Genomic DNA, 16,390 nt, shown 5'->3' on the forward strand with positions numbered 1-16,390 from the left:
TAATAGCCCTATGCAACCTAAGCCGGATTAGTTCAGGACTACAGCGTTGGCTTCGATCGTTAGCTCTAATTCCTGACCCAGTTCGAGCGCAAGCTGTTCGGCTTTGGCATAAGCATCTGCGACAGACTGACGATGACGATCATCCGCAAATTCTTGATATTCGGAGGCAATTTCATAAATTTTATCGACCCCCAAATATTTGCTGACGGTATGCAGATGGGGCACCAGATGGCTCATCTGTGCTCTGATTCCACCTTGTTCAAAACCAAACTCACCACTTGAGGTGATAATCAGCAAGGTTTTACCAGATAAGGTGGGCTGCAAAGGAAAGTCACCCCGTGCAAGATCAAAATCAAAGGTCTTGTTCACTCGGGCAATTTGGTCAAACCAGGATTTGAGTTGAGCTGGCATGCCATAGTTATACATCGGTGATGAAATAATGATGAGATCAGCAGCGACAATTTCAACAATCAACTGATCAGAAAGCTGGAGTATGTCATGTTGTTGCGCCGTTCTATTTTTTTCTGGGGTAAATGCAGCTCCCATCCACTCCTGAGTAATAAAAGGCGGTGGATTGATACCGACATCACGATAGATATATTCATCTATGGCATATCGTGTTTTCCAGGTCTGGATAAAGTGATGGGCAATATTCTTTGAAATGGAATTATGGTTCGGGTTGGGATTACTGGCCGCACGGATACTGGCATCGATATGTAAAATGGTACTCATGTGATCGGACTCTATTGCGTTCATGATGACACCATTCTGGAATGAAACAGAACGCTAGACAAACGAATAAATCACAGCTATAGATGAGTTTGGTTCATCTATGTATTTCAATCGGAGTGATTCATGCAGGTTTCGCTACAGGCATTAAAAGCATTTGAGTCAGCCGCGCGTTTAGGTAGTTTTAAGCTGGCCGCTGAGGAACTTTCACTGACACCGACAGCGATTTCACATCATGTTGCCAAGCTTGAGCATCGGTTAAGCGTTGATTTATTCCATCGCGAAGTCAGAAAAATTGTACTCACCGAAGTCGGTGCAAAATTCGCGAAGCAGATTTCAGAGGGATTTAGAAGCATTGAGGAGGCAGTAGAGCAGATCAGTCTGGCAAGTCATGTGGTGAACGTGACCACGACCTCATCTTTAGCGGCTCTGCTTTTAATACCAGCCCTGCATGAATTTTCTTTGATTCACCCTGAGATTTCTGTAGAAGTTTCAACAGGGGAGAGCTTGGACAATCAAGTTTATTATTTGCCTGTACGTTTGGGCAATATTGCGTCAGTACCTACCTCCGAGATTATACGCTACGAAACATTTAATCTGTTCGGCCGAGCACAGCTTGATCTGCTTACTGCTGGCGATGAACCGATGCTGATTTTTACCACAACGTGGAAAAACAAGGCATTGGCTGCGCCCCCTTTGGAGGAGTGGTGTGCGCTAAATGGCATAGCGTCTTCAAATATTATCGTGAAAACTTTTGATCAGGAGCTGTTTGGTATTCAGGAAGCACTGGCTGGCAATGGATTTGTGTTTGCCTCTACCACCTTAGTGAGCCGATTGCTGAAACTGAACCAGCTCCAGCAATACCAGACCAAACCCATCCAGTCCGAACTATGTTATTACATCCCGAATAAAGCAAAAGTGAGCAATCGTAACACTCGCGATCTGATGGAGTGGCTGGAACAAAAATTAAATGAATGATTTCGGTTCAATCTCCATATTTGATGATTGCTCATCAATGATTGCGTTTAAACCCGTCACAGTCTGAATTCAAGGCAAGAAGGTTTCTTGTAAATAACTCCACAACATTTTGCCATCAATTTCTTCAATCAATGCACAAGAACGACGGATCAGAATACCTGAATCTTTAGTATGCTTTTCGGTGTAGGTGAGTACGATCGCATCAGGTTTTTGCATCAGGATCTGTTCATCATAGATTTCAATCTGGATATCAGGCATCTTGCCCTGATTGTTGGCAAATAGGCCTTTCACTTGTTCGAAAGAAATACGTTTACCGGCTGCACCGACCATTTCAAAATGATCAGCAAAATAGTCAATCAGTTGGGGAAGGTCTTGTTCCGAGTGTTTGCCGCTAAAGATTTTTTCGATCAAGACGTGCATGCTATGGATGCTTTCGATTGCCTGTTCTTTGTTAAGCGCCATGTTCATTTCCATTGAAAATTAATTATCTCGTGTTATTTTAAAACAAAAATAAATGTAAAATTCAATATCATTTTAAAATAAATTTAGATTTCCTCTATTCGTGCTAATTCTACATTTAATCTTTTCCTTTAAAGAACAGCTATTTTTTCAGTCGTTTAGCAGCATTTGAGCTGGTTTTAAATCCTGATTTTACCTTCAAATGAACAATATTGCGTGCTGAATGGGTAAAAAAGGTATAACTTTATACCTAAAATATTATGGAAAATTCCATGTAAAAATAATAATTATAGGAGGGAGAAATTAACCTTATTGAAGCTGAGCCAGAAAAGGAGATGAATTCTGGTGATTACACCCTTCAATAAGCAGACACATGAGAACAATGACATGGACAAGGAAGCAAAATGGATACGCACTCAACCGAGCCAGCACGTGCTCACTCAAATCTATACGCCTGGTATGTGGTACTACTGTGCATGCTGGCCTATATCTTTTCATTTATCGACCGGCAAATACTGGCGCTGATGATCGAGCCGATCAAGGCCGATCTGGGTCTTTCCGATACCCAGTTCAGTCTACTCCATGGTTTGGCCTTTTCATTGTTTTATGCCTTTATGGGCTTGCCGCTGGCCTATCTGGCGGACCGGTTTTCACGTCCAAAAATTATTGCCATCGGGGTGGTGTTCTGGAGTATTGCGACCGCATTTTGTGGTCTGAGCAAGAATTTTATCCAGCTTTTTTTAAGTCGTATGGGTGTGGGTGTCGGCGAGGCTGCTTTGTCACCCGCAGCTTATTCGATGTTTAGTGATATGTTTAGCAAGGACAAGCTGGGCCGTGCGGTAGCGGTGTATTCGATCGGTTCCTTTGTCGGTGGCGGTATTGCTTTTCTGGTCGGTGGCTATGTGATTGGCTTGCTGAAAAATATGGACAGCATCATAGTTCCGGTATTTGGTGCACTCAAGGCTTGGCAAGCAGCATTTATTATCGTTGGGCTGCCCGGGGTATTTATCGGTTTACTGGTGTTGTTGACGGTGAGAGAGCCGCAGCGTAAAGGCCAGCGTTTAAATGCGCAGGGGCAGGTTGAAAAGACCAGCATGAAAGATGCGTTTAAGTTTATCAAAAAGCATGGGCGTACCTTTAAATGCCATTATTTAGGTTTTACCTTCTACGCGATGGCGCTGTATTGCCTGATCAGCTGGTCACCCGCATTTTATATGCGTAAGTTTGGATTAACCCCGACTGAAGCGGGTTATATGCTCGGCAGTGTGTTACTGGTGGCCAATATTCTAGGCGTATTTTGTGCGGGTTGGCTGAATGACTGGTTTATTCAGAAGGGGCGTAAGGATGCACCGATGATCACTGGTGTGATTGGGATTGTCGGTTTAGTGATTCCAATCATGGTGTTTACGCAAGTGAATGAGTTATGGCTATCGGTGGTGTTTCTGGTACCTGCAATGTTCTTTGCTTCATTCCCGATGCCGATTTCTACCACAGCCATGCAAATGCTGGCGCCAAACCAGTTACGTGCACAAATCTCGGCAGTATTCTTGTTGATCAGTAATCTGGTTGCGGTCGGCATTGGTACCACATTGGTGGCATTGATTACCGATAAAGTGTTTGAAAATCCATTGATGGTCGGCACGTCTTTGTCGATTGTCGGGACGATTTCTTGTGTATTGGCCTTTATTTTATTGAAAAAAGGCTGTCAGGCATTTAGCGACAGTATGCAGCAGGAACATGCTTCTTGATCTGAACTGAGTGCAAGCACAAAGCCCATTCTTTTGTAATGGGCTTTGTGCTTTGCTGGCGAAACCCATAATAAGGGAGTGAAGTGATGCACGGGACATTTAAACTGGATCATTTGCATTATCTGGACGAGTTTTTATTATTTCAGTCCAGTGATTACCAGACCATTAAAGATCAAATCAGTCATTATCTCTGCCCGCATCGTTTTGATGTTGAGACCCAACAGTCGCTGAACACGCGCCTGAATGGTTTTAGCTTTGGCAATGCGGCGCTGTATGATCTGAAATATAGTGCACCGGTCGTCATCTGTATTGATGACAGTTCGAGTTTTTATCTGTTCAGGATCACCCTGGAAGGGCAATGTCAGGTCGGGGGCACAAATCAGCAACTGCTACAATCTGCAGGCATTATGTCGGTGACTCATCCGCATACCCGACAGCAGATTGTGACCAATCAGCATTGCCGCAATATTATTTTAAAATTACCCCAACAGGAGATCGAAACCCAGCTGTTTAAAATGCTGGGCCATACCAGTCAGGCGCCTGTCTGCTTCGATAGTGGTCTGTCCTGTACTGCAGAAGGGATGAGTGCCATTGTTGAAACGCTGAATTATCTCTGTCATGCCTATCATAATATCCAGAACTGGAGCTTTATCTCAGCCAGTTTTACCCAATACCTGATCGAGCTGATTCTGCTTAAAATCCCCAATAATTATAGTGAGCAGTTGAATGCACAGCGTCAGCAGCTTGTGCCAGGCTATATCAAAAAAGCGCAGCAGTATATTCAGGACAATCTGCATCAAGCGATTTCATTGGCAACGTTGAGTCAATATTGTGAGGTGTCGATCCGCAGTCTACAAAAGGGTTTTAGCCAATATCTACAGCAGACACCCGTTGAATATATCCGTGAGCAACGATTGGAACGGATACATTTGGCTTTGCAGCAGGCACAGACAGATGAAACCGTCACCGATATTTTACTGGATCATGGCATCCAAAGTTTTGGGCATTTCTCGACACTGTATAAAAAGCGCTTCGGCTGTCTGCCTTCACATACCTTAAAAATGAATCCTGTACAACTGGGTGAAATGCGGTCGTAAATGGAATAATCCCTACGCATTTGGATAAGCCCGTTTATGCTGACCGTTCTATGCTGAATGACAAATCAAGCAGCAGGAACGCACATGAAAATTACAGTACTCGGCGGTGGACACGGATGTTATGCAGCAGCGGTGGAAATGGCAGAAAAAGGCCACGAGGTGGTGTTATGGCGTCGTGATCGAGAAGCGTTGCAGCAGCTTGCCGCAACGGGCGAGCTTAAAATCAAAGATTTTCAGGGTGAGCGCGCAGTGAGTGTTGGCTTTGAAAATAGCCAGATTAATCTATCGGATCATTTACAACACGCCATCCAGCATGCCGAGCTGATTATTATTCCCTTACCCGCAACCACACATCTGGATTTGGCGCAGCAGGCAGCGCCTTTCTTTCAAGCAGGACAGGTGGTGTATTTACCGCCCGCAACCTTTGGTAGTTATATCTTTGCCAAAGCCATGCGAGAAGCAGGTAACACGGCTCAAGTGGCTTTTGCCGAAACCGGCACCTTACCGTATCTGGTACGTAAGCATGGCGTCAATCAGATCGTGGTGAGTGGCTATGCAACCCGTTTACCAACGGGGGTATTCCCAAGCAGCTTGTCCGAGCATGCATTTCAAATTTTGAAACAGGCCTATCCAAGTGTTGAGCCGATCGAAGACAGTCTCAGCGGTGCCTTGATGAATGCCGGGCCGATTATTCATCCACCATTGATTCTAATGAATGCGGGGCCACTGGAACATTTTGAGGCTTGGGATATTCATAATGAAGGGACACAACCGTCGATTCGCCGTGTTACCAATCAGTTGGATGCAGAGCGTATGCGTGTAAGGGAAGCATTGGGTTATTCTGCACCGCATTTTCCATTGGCTGATCACTACAATAAAGACGGTGAGGGTGATGAATGGATGTATGGGCGTGGCGCGCATGGAAAATTGACGGATAGTGGGGACTGGCGTGAGGACATTGACTTACAGACACACCGTTACATGCTGGAAGATACGCGTCTGGGGCTATCCTTTCTGGTTTCAGTGGGACGTTGGGCGGGTGTCGCGACACCTGTAGCAGAAGGGCTACTGAATATTGCGTCTGCGGTGACAGGCAAGGATTTGTATCAGGACGGACGGACGTTTGAGAATCTGGGACTCGCCGATAAAAGCAAGGCTGAGTTGCAAGCGACTTTGCAGCAAGGAGTCTGATATGACATCGATTCAACAGGTTGCAGTATTGGGTGCAGGACGGATGGGCAAAGCCATTGTAATTGCCTTTGCCTATGCGGGATTAAATGTGGCTTTAATCGATGCCCGACAACGTACCGAGGCTGAGTTTGAGCAATATCAGGCTCACATCCGAACAGACTTAAAACAAGAATTGCAGTTGCTGGAACGTATCCAGTTTATTCAATCTGAACAAAGCCTCTTTATTCTGGATCAGATTCAGATTTTAAGTCGCGCTGCTGCTATCCCGGTCTTGGCACACTGTGATCTGGTGATGGAAGGGGTGCCCGAGCTCAGGCAAGCCAAAGAAGATATTTTTACTTGGCTGGATCAATATATTACACCGACTTGTATTGTCGCATCGACCACGTCAACCTTTCTGGTCACTGATATTGCACAGATGATTTCTCATCCAGAGCGGGTGGTGAATGCACACTGGCTCAATCCAGCCTATCTGATTCCGCTGGTTGAGTTAAGCCGTTCCGAGCAAACTTCTGACAGGGTCGTTACACAACTGAAAAGCTTTCTACAGCTGATCGGCAAAGTGCCTGTGGTGTGTCATGCCAGAGCCGGTTATATCGTGCCGCGGATTCAGGCCTTAGCCATGAATGAAGCGGCGCGGATGGTGGAAGAAGGTGTGGCTTCGGCAGAAGATATCGATATCGCGATTCGGACGGGTTTTGGTTTGCGTTTTTCTGTATTGGGCTTGCTGGAGTTTATTGACTGGGGAGGTGGCGATATTCTGTATTACGCTTCCCAATATCTGGAAAAAGAGCTTGGTGAGCGTTATCGCACGCCAGAAATTATTGCCGAGAACATGCGACAGCAACGCAATGGCCTACGTGAACAGCAAGGCTTTTATGATTACCAGCAGGTCGATATTGCGGCCTATAAACAACAGGTTTTACATACTTTTGTAGACCGCATTGCCGCAAATCAGCTGAAACCACCGTTTAATATTCTAAATCCGTAGTCGGTTTGCTTCGAACTTTTGCCCATCTCTGTAGCGACATGGGCTTTTGTTGTTGCCTTAACTTGAAGGCATCAGATCAAACAGCTTTTTTAATTGACCGTTGAGCTGGTGTAGTTCGGCATCGTCAAATGCATTTAGAATCCCGGAGAGGGTGACCTGACTGATCTGGTTAATTTGTTCAACCATTTCTTTTCCTTTATCGGTCAGTTTCACCATCGAAATCCGTTCATCTGATTCAGATGAAAACACCTGCACAATATCATCTTCTACCAGTCGGTAAACGGCTTTGGTTGCCGTGGTCAGCTTGAGGGTAGAGAGGTTGGCAATCTCGGTAATACTGGCTTGTTCAAGTGCATTGGTACTTAAAATGATTTTACGACGGGTATTGTCGATTCCTAATTTTTTAATTGATTTTTCAATAAGTTGTGTGTATTTACCATTCACCTGCGAGATCCAGAAAAAAGGATAGCTTTGTAAGCTGCTCGGTTCATTGTTGGGTAGAAATTGTTCTAAATGCGTAAGCATAGCCAAGTCATTACTTTTATAAAAATGGACATTCAGCATTATACAAAAATTAGAAACATTTTCTTGATTCTTCGTATCGAAAAATACTTGACAATTACATTACTTTTTCCGATATTTGTATTAAGTATAAAAATACATGGAAAAGTGAATGAGTATTATTGTACAAGAGGTACAAAAAGGTACAGGCGCTTTGAAGGTGATGGTCAAGGATTCCATCGATATTCAAGGCATGAAGACCATGGCAGGCAGTCAAGCTTTAATGCAAAGCCAAGCCGCACCTGCCAATGCCGAAGTGGTGGATCGTATTCTGGCTGCAGATTGTCAAATTACCGCGAAAACCAATCTGCACGAACTGGCGTTTGGCATCACAGGGATTAACCATACCTTTGGTACGGCGATTAACCCGAAATATCCTGAACTGATTCCGGGTGGTTCTTCGAGTGGCTCTGCGGCAGCGATTGCGGCTGGGCTGGCAGATTTCACCTTAGGTACAGACACTGGTGGCTCCATTCGTATGCCAGCAGCGTGTTGCGGTGTGTACGGTTTAAAACCCACCTTTGGTCGTGTCAGCCGTGCTGGCGTACATCCCGCAAGCAGTTCACTGGATTGTGTTGGCCCTTTTGCAAACTCAGTTGAAATGCTTGAAAGCGCCATGCAAATCATTGATCCCACTTTTCATCAACACACTGAATTAACTCAGGCACCGAAACTGGCGTGGCTTAATGTCGCTGCTGATTCAGCCGTGGTTGAGACGATCCAGCAATATCTGACTAAAGCCAATCTGACAGCATCAGCTGTGACTCTGGAAGGCTTTGCAGCGGCCTTTGATGCGGGCATGCAGATCATTAATTATGAAAATTGGCAGGCTTACGGTGAGTTGACCCAAACAGGCTTGCTCGGTGCAGACGTCAATGGGCGTTTATTGAAATCCGCCGACACCACTTTGACCCAGGTCAAACAGGCGGAGCAGGTGAGAGCAGATTTTACCGCCGAGCTTGATGCCTTACTGACGCAATACGATGCCTTGATTTTACCGACTTTACCGCAGCTACCGCCCAAGCTGGCTGATGCTGAAAATACCGTGGCTTTTTTAAATCTCACCGCTTTGGTTCGACCTTTTAACTTGTCTGGACATCCTGCGATTTCAATACCGCTGCAAACAGAACAAGGTCAGCCCGTGGGGTTGCAGATCGTGGCAAAACGCAACGCCGATGAATATTTGTGTGCGGTTGCGAAATATATCGTGAAAGCTGCGCAATAAATCACAAGGAATAAGGGAATGAATCATTTAGCGACAAAGGAATTTGTAATGGATAGCAATACAACGCAATTAGATGCCTTATGTCAGGAAATTCGTGAACGTGCCTGTAGCGGAGAGTTTGATAATCAGGCCTATGTCAGTCAGGACATCATCGAGAAACTCAAACAGATTGGGGTATATCGTGCTTTGGTTCCAAAACGTTTTGGCGGCAATGAATGGTCACCCAAACAGTTTTGTGAATTGATTGAACAATTGTCCAAGGCCGATGGCTCAGTCGGGTGGGTCGCAAGTTTTGGCATGAGCCCTGCCTACTTGGGCAGTTTGCCAGAAGCAACACTTGAGCAGTTGTATAAAGATAGCCCTGATATTGTGTTTGCTGGTGGCATTTTCCCACCACAACCCGCTGAAATTACTGATGCTGGCGTGGTGGTGAGTGGGCGCTGGAAATTTTCCAGTGGTTGTATGGGAGCGGATATTGTCGGGGTCGGCATTTCTCCGCAAAAGGACAACGAAGCACAAGGTTTACCGCGTATGGCGGTGATGCCAGCCAGTAAAGCACAAATCGATATGACGTGGGATACTGTCGGCTTGAAAGGTACAGGCAGCCATGATCTGGTGGTGAAAGATGTGCTGGTGGCGAAGGAGTGGACTTTTGTCCGTGGTGAACCTTCAAAACTTCCTGAACCATTTTTTAAATATCCCTCTTTATCTTTAGCCACTCAGGTCTTAACTGTGGTGGGAATTGGTGTGGCAGCCGCAGCACTGGAAGAATTTCAAAAACTGGCACCCGGTAAATCTTCAATTACTGGCGGTGCTGAAATTGCCAGCCGACCTGTAACCCAATATGAATTTGCCCAAGCCGAAGCTGAGTTTAAGGCTGCACGCGTCTGGTTCTACGACACCATGCAAATCGTCTGGAATGAAGTCGTCGCAGGACGTACCCCAAGCGCAGAACAGATCAGTGATATGCGTTTGTCCTGCACCCATGTGGCCCGTGTCTGTGCCCGTGTCACGCGCAAAATCCAGATGCTGGCAGGCATGACCGCGATTTATACCCATAACCCGTTTAGCCGCTTTGTCAACGACACCAATGTGGTGACGCAGCATGCCTTTATGGGCGATGCCACTTTACAAAATGCAGGTCTGGTCAGCTTCGGTATGAAGCCAGCACCCGGTTATTTATAAGCCGGATTGAATTAAACAGTGTGATGGCAAGGATGAATGACATGAATACGCAAGTGGATTTAACGGTTTTGTTACAACGCCTACAACAGCTTGAAGCCCAAAATGCGATTCGTAACTGCATCAATCGTTATATGGAAATTTGTGATGCCTTGAATGCCGATACCGACCTGAACGAATTGATGGATTTATTTGATCAGGACAGCATCTGGGAAGGCATAGGCGAAAAATATGCCCAGTCTTTTGGTCGTTACGCTTCATGGCAAGCCATTTATGACATGTTCAAAAGCTATACCCAACAGCAGTCGCATTTTGTCATGAATGCGCATTTTGTCAGCTCAGAGCAAATCTATATCGAAGCAGATCAGGCCAATGCCAGCTGGTTGATGTTGCAAACCTCAACCTTCCGTGACGGGCGTAGCCATTTAAATGCCGCCAAACTCACGGTGCAATTTAAACAGCAACGCGATGGCCGCTGGAAGATCAAACATTTTCAGACTGAAAACATTTTTAGTCGCCCCGTATCTCACTGGGACAGTACAGCCACATTGCCAGTACCGTCTCAGCAATAACCAATGGATAGACCGAAAAGGATCGTGGATATGAACAGCAATATTATTCCAATGCAGAATATTGAGATGGATTATAGTAGCTTGGTGCAAAGTGATCGTGCGCATACCTCATTGTATAAAGATGAAAAAATCTTTGAAGATGAGATGGAAAAGATTTATTACAGCACCTGGGTCTGGGTGGCGCATGCCAGCGAGATTCCTGATGCAGGCAGTTATAAGACCATCAACATTGGCAAGCAACCTGTGGTGGTGGTACGTGATCGTAAGAAAAAAGTGCATGTCTTACTAAACCGTTGCCGCCATCGTGCCGCAACCGTGTGTGAGCATAAAAAAGGCAAAACCAACAGTTTTGTTTGTCCATACCATGGCTGGAGCTATGCACTGGATGGTTCACTTCGTGGCGTGCCTTCTCCTGAAAGTTATGGCGAATGTCTGGATAAATCTGAATTTCCATTAATCAGCCTGCGTGTTGAAGAATACAACGGCATGATTTTCGCCACCTTTAAACAGGATATTGAACCTTTGGAAGATTTCCTCGGCGCTGCGAAAAAATGGATCGACCTGTTTATGAAACAAGGTGCAGGTTATCCGATCAAGGTCTTGGGTGAGCATCGTTTCCGTTTCCCGGGCAACTGGAAAATTCAGTTGGAAAATACGACCGATGCTTATCATTTCCCATTGGTGCACAAGTCATTCCTCAGTTCAGTCGATGAAAAAACCGAAGAATTGTTTAACTTTGAAAATCAGCCCGGCTATGTCGAAGACCTCGGCAATGGTCACAGTGTGATGGTGATGATTCCTGAACTGGTTGATCTGGATGAAGAATTGATGGAACGTCCGATTCAGGAACGTTTTGAAGACCTGGCTCAAGCCTTACGTGATGAAGGACATGAAGAACTGGAAGTACGTCGTATTGTGCGTGCGGTGGGTGGTTCCGGATTTAACTTGAACATCTTCCCGAATATTGCCTGTTCGATGGCGTTTTTCCGGGTGATGCAACCGATTTCGGTTAATGAAACTGAAATTCATCACTCTGTGATTACCATGGATGGCGGCCCACAAATTGCCAACCAGTATCGTTTACGTCTACATGAACATTTCCAGGGGCCGTTTGGCTTCGGTACACCCGATGATTCAGAAGCATGGGAGCGTGTACAACATGGTGCCAATGCGGGGAATGATTTATGGATCATGCTGAATCGCGGTCTGCCCGGTGAAATCAAAACTGAAGATGGCTTAAAAAGCGATGTCAGTGCTGAAACAGGGATGCGTGCTGCTTATCAGCAGTGGAAAAAGTTGATGACGGTTTAAGGAGAGTGCCATGAAAACCGATTTAAATTTACTCAATGAAGTGACTGCATTTGTCTGGGCCGAAGCCGATATGCTGGACCATTCTGAACATGATAGTTGGCTGGACCTGTGGAATGAAAAAGGCGTGTACATCATCCCGATTGATCCGAAACTGACCGATTATGAAAATAATCTGAACTATGCCTATGACGATCATCACATGCGTAAATTACGCGTTGCCCGTCTGGAAAATGGTGAGGCGATTTCAGCTTCGCCAAAAGCCAATACGGTACGTAGTGTGTCACGTGTTCGTATTCTTAAACATGAAGATGGTGAAATTATCTTACGTTGCGCACAAAACCTGCGTGAGTTCCGCAAAGAAAATCTGAAACATTATACCGCTGATGTGACTTTCCATCTGGTTCGTGATGCAGAACAAGGCTTTAAGATCAACCGCAAAATTATCAATTTAGTGAACTCGACCGATAGCTTAGCGGGTATCAGCTACATTCTCTAGGAGCAAAAAATGAAACAGGTTGTTTTAGTCACAGGTGCCGCTTCTGGTTTAGGGAATGTCATTGCCGAATACTTTGCAGCGCAAGGGCATCAGGTGATCCTGTCTGCCAGTACTTTAGAGAAAGCAGAGCAAGCCAAAGCACGTAGTCCGCATGCAGAGAATCTGTTCCCGCTGAAACTGGATATTTCGGTTGAAGCCGATTTTCATGCCGCCGTGCAGTGGATTCAGCAGACATTCTCAAAACTGGATGTGTTAATCAACAATGCCACCATGACCAAGGCAACGCCTGTTTTAGACATTAGCGCGGCGGATTTTGACATGATCACGCAAGTGAATCAGCGTGGCACGTTCCAGTCATGCCAGATCATTGGCAAATATATGGCAGCGCAAGGTTATGGCCGTATCGTCAATATGGCGTCTCTGGCCGGTCAAAATGGTGGTACCGCAACTGGTGCGCATTATGCAGCCACCAAAGGTGCCATTATCACCCTGACCAAAATCTTTGCCAAAGAGTTTGCAGCCAAAGGCGTGACGGTGAATGCGATTGCGCCTGGGCCAATGGAATCACCGATTGTGCATAGCGTGGTCTCTGACGAGAAAATGGAACAGTTCATCCAGAATATCCCGGTCAAAGCACTCGGCAGCATGGCGTTTATTGCCGAGACCTGTGCTTTATTGGCCAGTCCAAGTGCAGCCTTTGTCACTGGGGCGACTTGGGATATTAACGGTGGATTATTTATGCGTTAAGCCTTGGGCGAGATGCATATCAGGGAGAGAAATCATGACGAAACTGTATAACGTGGTGGTAAAAAACCGTCATGTCGAAGGTGGGAATGTTGCAGTGATGGAATTTGAATCTGCAAATTCGAGCCTATTACCCAAAATTGAAGCGGGGGCGCATATTGATGTGCACCTTCCGAATGGCATGGTGCGTCAGTACTCATTGTGCCAGAACCCGAATGATGTCGGTAAGTTCCGGCTTGGAATTCTACGCGATCCGGAATCACGCGGCGGTTCAGTGTCGGCCTTTGATGATTTAAAGGATGGCATGCAGATTCAGGTCAGTGAACCGAAGAACCTGTTTCCTTTAGTCAAATCCAGACATGCGGTACTGATCGGTGGCGGTATCGGAATTACTCCACTGATTACCATGGCCTATCAGTTGGCACAGGAAGGCATGTCTTTTGAATTGCATTACTGTGGTGCAAGCCCAGAACGCTGTGCTTTTGTCGATGAAATTAAACATGGCATCTTGGCGCCTTTCACGACCTTTCATTTTAAATCGGAAGGGGCCAGCCACCGTGAGTTTTTCCAATCCGCTATTCAAGACATTGATAAAGACAGTCATATCTATACCTGTGGCCCGAATGGATTTATGGATTGGGTGATCAATTTAGCCCTGACACAGAATTTCCCTGAACAGCAAATCCATAAGGAATATTTTCAGGTTGAAGTAGAAACAGGTGGTGATGCATTTGAAGTCGTGGCACAGCAAAGTGGCAAGATCATTCTGGTCAATGCAGAAGAAACCATTTTGCAGGCTTTGGCGCGTGAAGGTATCGAGATTGAAATGTCATGTGAACAGGGCGTTTGCGGTACCTGTATGTGCGATGTGATCGAAGGTGAACCTGATCATCGTGACGTGTATTTTACCGATGAAGAAAAAGCCAGTAATGAGCAGATATTGGTGTGCTGTTCACGTTCTAAGTCAGCACGATTGGTACTGGATATTTAAGCGATTTAATCAGGATAAATTGGTAGCAAATATCGGCCCGAAACAGGATAAAAGATTCAGGAGAGAATAATGAATTCACTAAAATCAATGGATGAAATCACAATAGATCCAATGCGATTCAGACGTGCTTTGGGGAATTTTGCCACAGGTGTCACCATCATGACTGCGCAAAATGATCAGGGTGAAAAGGTAGGCGTAACTGCCAATAGTTTTAACTCAGTGTCTTTAGATCCGGCGCTGATCTTGTGGAGTATTGATAAGAACTCGTCCAGCTTCCCGGTATTTGAACAGGCTTCACATTTTGCCGTGAATATTCTATCGGGCTCGCAGATCGAGTTATCCAATAAATTTTCACGCCGTAACATTGATAAATATGAAGGTACCAGTTATCAGACTGGGGCAGGTCAGGCCCCGATTCTGGATCACTGTTCTGCGGTGTTTGAATGTGAACGCCATCAGATTATTGAAGGCGGTGATCACTGGATTATTATCGGCAAAGTGGTACGTTTCCGTGATGAAGGTCGTAGTCCGCTGGTTTATCATCAAGGCGCTTACTCTGGTGTAATTCCTCATCCGTTACTCCAGTTAAAAGACTCAGTGGAAGCTGAAGATATCGGTGAAATGCATCAGGGCCATTTATATAGCAATGTCTGCTATCTGATGAGTCGTGCGTTCAAGTTTTACCAGACCGATTATATTCCCAAGCAGTTGGTGACAGGATTCCGTACCAGTGAAGCACGTTTACTGTTGGTGCTCGGTAGTGGAACTGCTTCGAATAAGGCAGATTTGCCACGTGATATTGCCATGCCGATGCGAGAAGTGGAGCAGGCTGCATCGATATTACAAAAGGACGGTTTGCTGATTGAAAGCGAGGGATTTTTTAAACTGACCGAAAAAGGCAAGAAAACTGCCCACTATCTGTTTGATATTGCAGATAGCCATCAAAATGAGGTGTTTGAAAAATATTCTGATGAGCAAAAAGATGTTTTTATTACCATGCTCAGGGATTTTGCTGGTGTAGCATAAGCAGGATGAGGCTGATAAGTTGAACTGATTTATCAGCTTTCTGATATCAACTCTCTAAGCAATCAATAAAAAGAATGTGCAAGGACGTATATTTGACAGAAAAATTTAACGTGTGAATACCGTAGCAACAAGGACGTGAGCGGATGAACCAATATGTAAGTGATGCACTGTTAAGCTGGACGCATCATATTAAAAATGTATGCGGCAATTTTGAAACAGATTTTGATGGTACCCGTAATTTATTCATTGGTGAGGTGCAGTGTTTTTTATTGGGCGATACCGAGATTGCCTTCATTAAAAATAACGCCAATAAAATTGTCCGAAAGGCGGATGAAGTTGATCGGGTCAATAATCGCTTCTGTTTTTTGATTTTGCAGAATTCGGGCAAAATGCTGCTTGAGTATAAAAATGAAACCTTAACTTTGAATGAGGGTGATATCGTTTTACTTGATCCTGTTGAAACCATTTCCATGTTTCCACAGGGGTTGGTCAGTCAAATTTCGGTGCATCTGTCGCGGGAAAAGTTACTAAATGAGCATATTAGTTCGGAATATTTTGGCAAGCTGATTACCCAAAATATGAGCGGGTTTTTACTCAAGAATATTCTGAAAAATATGTCGCCTGAAAATATTAAGCTCTGGTATGCGAGTGAAGATGGCAATGCCTTTGAAGATGCGTTGATTGCCCTAATCAAGCCGACCATTAATTATAAAAATATGAGTCATGCCGATAATCTTTTAGAAAAAGCCGAGCGCTATATTATAGAAAACTTAGCCAAACCTGATCTTTCTCCCAAGCTCATTGCCGCACATATTGGTGTGTCGCTACGGCATCTTTATCGATTATTTGTGCAGGAAAACCTATCGATTAATAAATATATACAGCTCAAACGTTTGGAAAGAGTCAAAACAGATCTGCTAGATAAAAGGAATAAACAAAGTTCAATCACCCAACTTGCCTTGAAATGGGGCTTTTGGGATGGCGCACATTTCTCCAAAATCTTTAAAAAAACCTATGGCATCTCTCCGAAAGAATTTAGGGAAACGATGTTGGCTTAAGCATTTTTGATGTCATTTTTAGACAAGTTCG

The 16,390-nt window shown here is 45.0% G+C and carries 17 protein-coding genes; 14 read left to right on the top strand and 3 right to left on the bottom strand.

What is annotated here, in order from left to right:
* Positions 1 to 27 precede the first annotated feature (27 nt).
* Complete coding sequence (locus J699_RS11685) at positions 28 to 732, bottom strand: FMN-dependent NADH-azoreductase (protein WP_032867744.1); 705 nt, start codon at positions 730 to 732, stop codon at positions 28 to 30.
* A 123-nt stretch (positions 733 to 855) separates the two neighbouring features.
* On the opposite strand from J699_RS11685, the gene J699_RS11680 reads away from it, so the two are divergent.
* Entirely contained in the window at positions 856 to 1,707 is an 852-nt protein-coding gene (locus J699_RS11680) for a LysR family transcriptional regulator (protein WP_032867742.1), read from the top strand.
* Positions 1,708 to 1,776: 69 nt separating this feature from the next.
* Here J699_RS11680 and J699_RS11675 read toward each other — a convergent pair whose 3' ends face one another.
* A complete protein-coding gene (locus J699_RS11675; protein ID WP_032867740.1) occupies positions 1,777 to 2,169 on the bottom strand; it encodes a hypothetical protein in 393 nt (130 codons plus the stop codon).
* A gap of 401 nt (positions 2,170 to 2,570) precedes the next feature.
* On the opposite strand from J699_RS11675, the gene J699_RS11670 reads away from it, so the two are divergent.
* From J699_RS11670 to J699_RS11655, 4 genes are all read left to right on the top strand, one after another.
* Positions 2,571 to 3,914 (top strand): spinster family MFS transporter, encoded by a 1,344-nt coding sequence (locus J699_RS11670; RefSeq protein ID WP_005284157.1) that lies wholly within the window; start codon positions 2,571 to 2,573, stop codon positions 3,912 to 3,914.
* An 86-nt stretch (positions 3,915 to 4,000) separates the two neighbouring features.
* Positions 4,001 to 5,011 carry a helix-turn-helix domain-containing protein gene (locus J699_RS11665; protein WP_032867736.1) on the top strand — a complete coding sequence of 337 codons (1,011 nt, stop codon included), beginning with the start codon at positions 4,001 to 4,003 and terminating at the stop codon, positions 5,009 to 5,011.
* Between the two features lie 84 nt (positions 5,012 to 5,095).
* Entirely contained in the window at positions 5,096 to 6,202 is a 1,107-nt protein-coding gene (locus tag J699_RS11660; protein WP_032867734.1) for an NAD/NADP-dependent octopine/nopaline dehydrogenase family protein, read from the top strand.
* Position 6,203: 1 nt separating this feature from the next.
* Positions 6,204 to 7,193, top strand: a complete 990-nt coding sequence (locus tag J699_RS11655; protein ID WP_032867732.1) for a 3-hydroxybutyryl-CoA dehydrogenase — start codon at positions 6,204 to 6,206, stop codon at positions 7,191 to 7,193.
* A 57-nt stretch (positions 7,194 to 7,250) separates the two neighbouring features.
* Here the strand turns inward: J699_RS11655 and J699_RS11650 are convergent, their stop codons facing one another.
* On the bottom strand, positions 7,251 to 7,718 hold the full coding sequence (locus J699_RS11650; RefSeq protein WP_032811936.1) for a MarR family winged helix-turn-helix transcriptional regulator: 468 nt from the start codon (positions 7,716 to 7,718) through the stop codon (positions 7,251 to 7,253).
* 148 nt (positions 7,719 to 7,866) lie between these two features.
* On the opposite strand from J699_RS11650, the gene J699_RS11645 reads away from it, so the two are divergent.
* From J699_RS11645 to feaR, 9 genes are all read left to right on the top strand, one after another.
* Positions 7,867 to 8,979 carry an amidase gene (locus tag J699_RS11645; protein WP_032867730.1) on the top strand — a complete coding sequence of 371 codons (1,113 nt, stop codon included), beginning with the start codon at positions 7,867 to 7,869 and terminating at the stop codon, positions 8,977 to 8,979.
* 18 nt (positions 8,980 to 8,997) lie between these two features.
* Entirely contained in the window at positions 8,998 to 10,164 is a 1,167-nt protein-coding gene (locus tag J699_RS11640) for an acyl-CoA dehydrogenase family protein (protein WP_032867728.1), read from the top strand.
* Between the two features lie 41 nt (positions 10,165 to 10,205).
* A complete protein-coding gene (locus tag J699_RS11635; protein ID WP_032867726.1) occupies positions 10,206 to 10,733 on the top strand; it encodes a nuclear transport factor 2 family protein in 528 nt (175 codons plus the stop codon).
* A gap of 30 nt (positions 10,734 to 10,763) precedes the next feature.
* The gene (locus J699_RS11630; protein ID WP_032867724.1) at positions 10,764 to 12,044 is read left to right on the top strand and encodes an aromatic ring-hydroxylating oxygenase subunit alpha; all 1,281 of its coding nucleotides are present in this window, start codon (positions 10,764 to 10,766) and stop codon (positions 12,042 to 12,044) included.
* Positions 12,045 to 12,054: 10 nt separating this feature from the next.
* Positions 12,055 to 12,540 (top strand): aromatic-ring-hydroxylating dioxygenase subunit beta, encoded by a 486-nt coding sequence (locus tag J699_RS11625; protein WP_032867722.1) that lies wholly within the window; start codon positions 12,055 to 12,057, stop codon positions 12,538 to 12,540.
* A 9-nt stretch (positions 12,541 to 12,549) separates the two neighbouring features.
* Positions 12,550 to 13,287 (top strand): SDR family NAD(P)-dependent oxidoreductase, encoded by a 738-nt coding sequence (locus J699_RS11620; RefSeq protein ID WP_032867720.1) that lies wholly within the window; start codon positions 12,550 to 12,552, stop codon positions 13,285 to 13,287.
* Between the two features lie 34 nt (positions 13,288 to 13,321).
* The gene (locus tag J699_RS11615; RefSeq protein WP_032867718.1) at positions 13,322 to 14,275 is read left to right on the top strand and encodes a PDR/VanB family oxidoreductase; all 954 of its coding nucleotides are present in this window, start codon (positions 13,322 to 13,324) and stop codon (positions 14,273 to 14,275) included.
* 66 nt (positions 14,276 to 14,341) lie between these two features.
* The gene (locus J699_RS11610) at positions 14,342 to 15,301 is read left to right on the top strand and encodes a p-hydroxyphenylacetate 3-hydroxylase reductase component (protein ID WP_171070846.1); all 960 of its coding nucleotides are present in this window, start codon (positions 14,342 to 14,344) and stop codon (positions 15,299 to 15,301) included.
* A gap of 143 nt (positions 15,302 to 15,444) precedes the next feature.
* On the top strand, positions 15,445 to 16,359 hold the full coding sequence (gene feaR, locus J699_RS11605; RefSeq protein ID WP_005229183.1) for a transcriptional regulator FeaR: 915 nt from the start codon (positions 15,445 to 15,447) through the stop codon (positions 16,357 to 16,359).
* Positions 16,360 to 16,390 lie beyond the last annotated feature (31 nt).

It is taken from the genome of Acinetobacter sp. 1000160 (assembly GCF_000588715.1).
GTDB classification, from domain to species: Bacteria; Pseudomonadota; Gammaproteobacteria; order Pseudomonadales; family Moraxellaceae; genus Acinetobacter; species Acinetobacter courvalinii.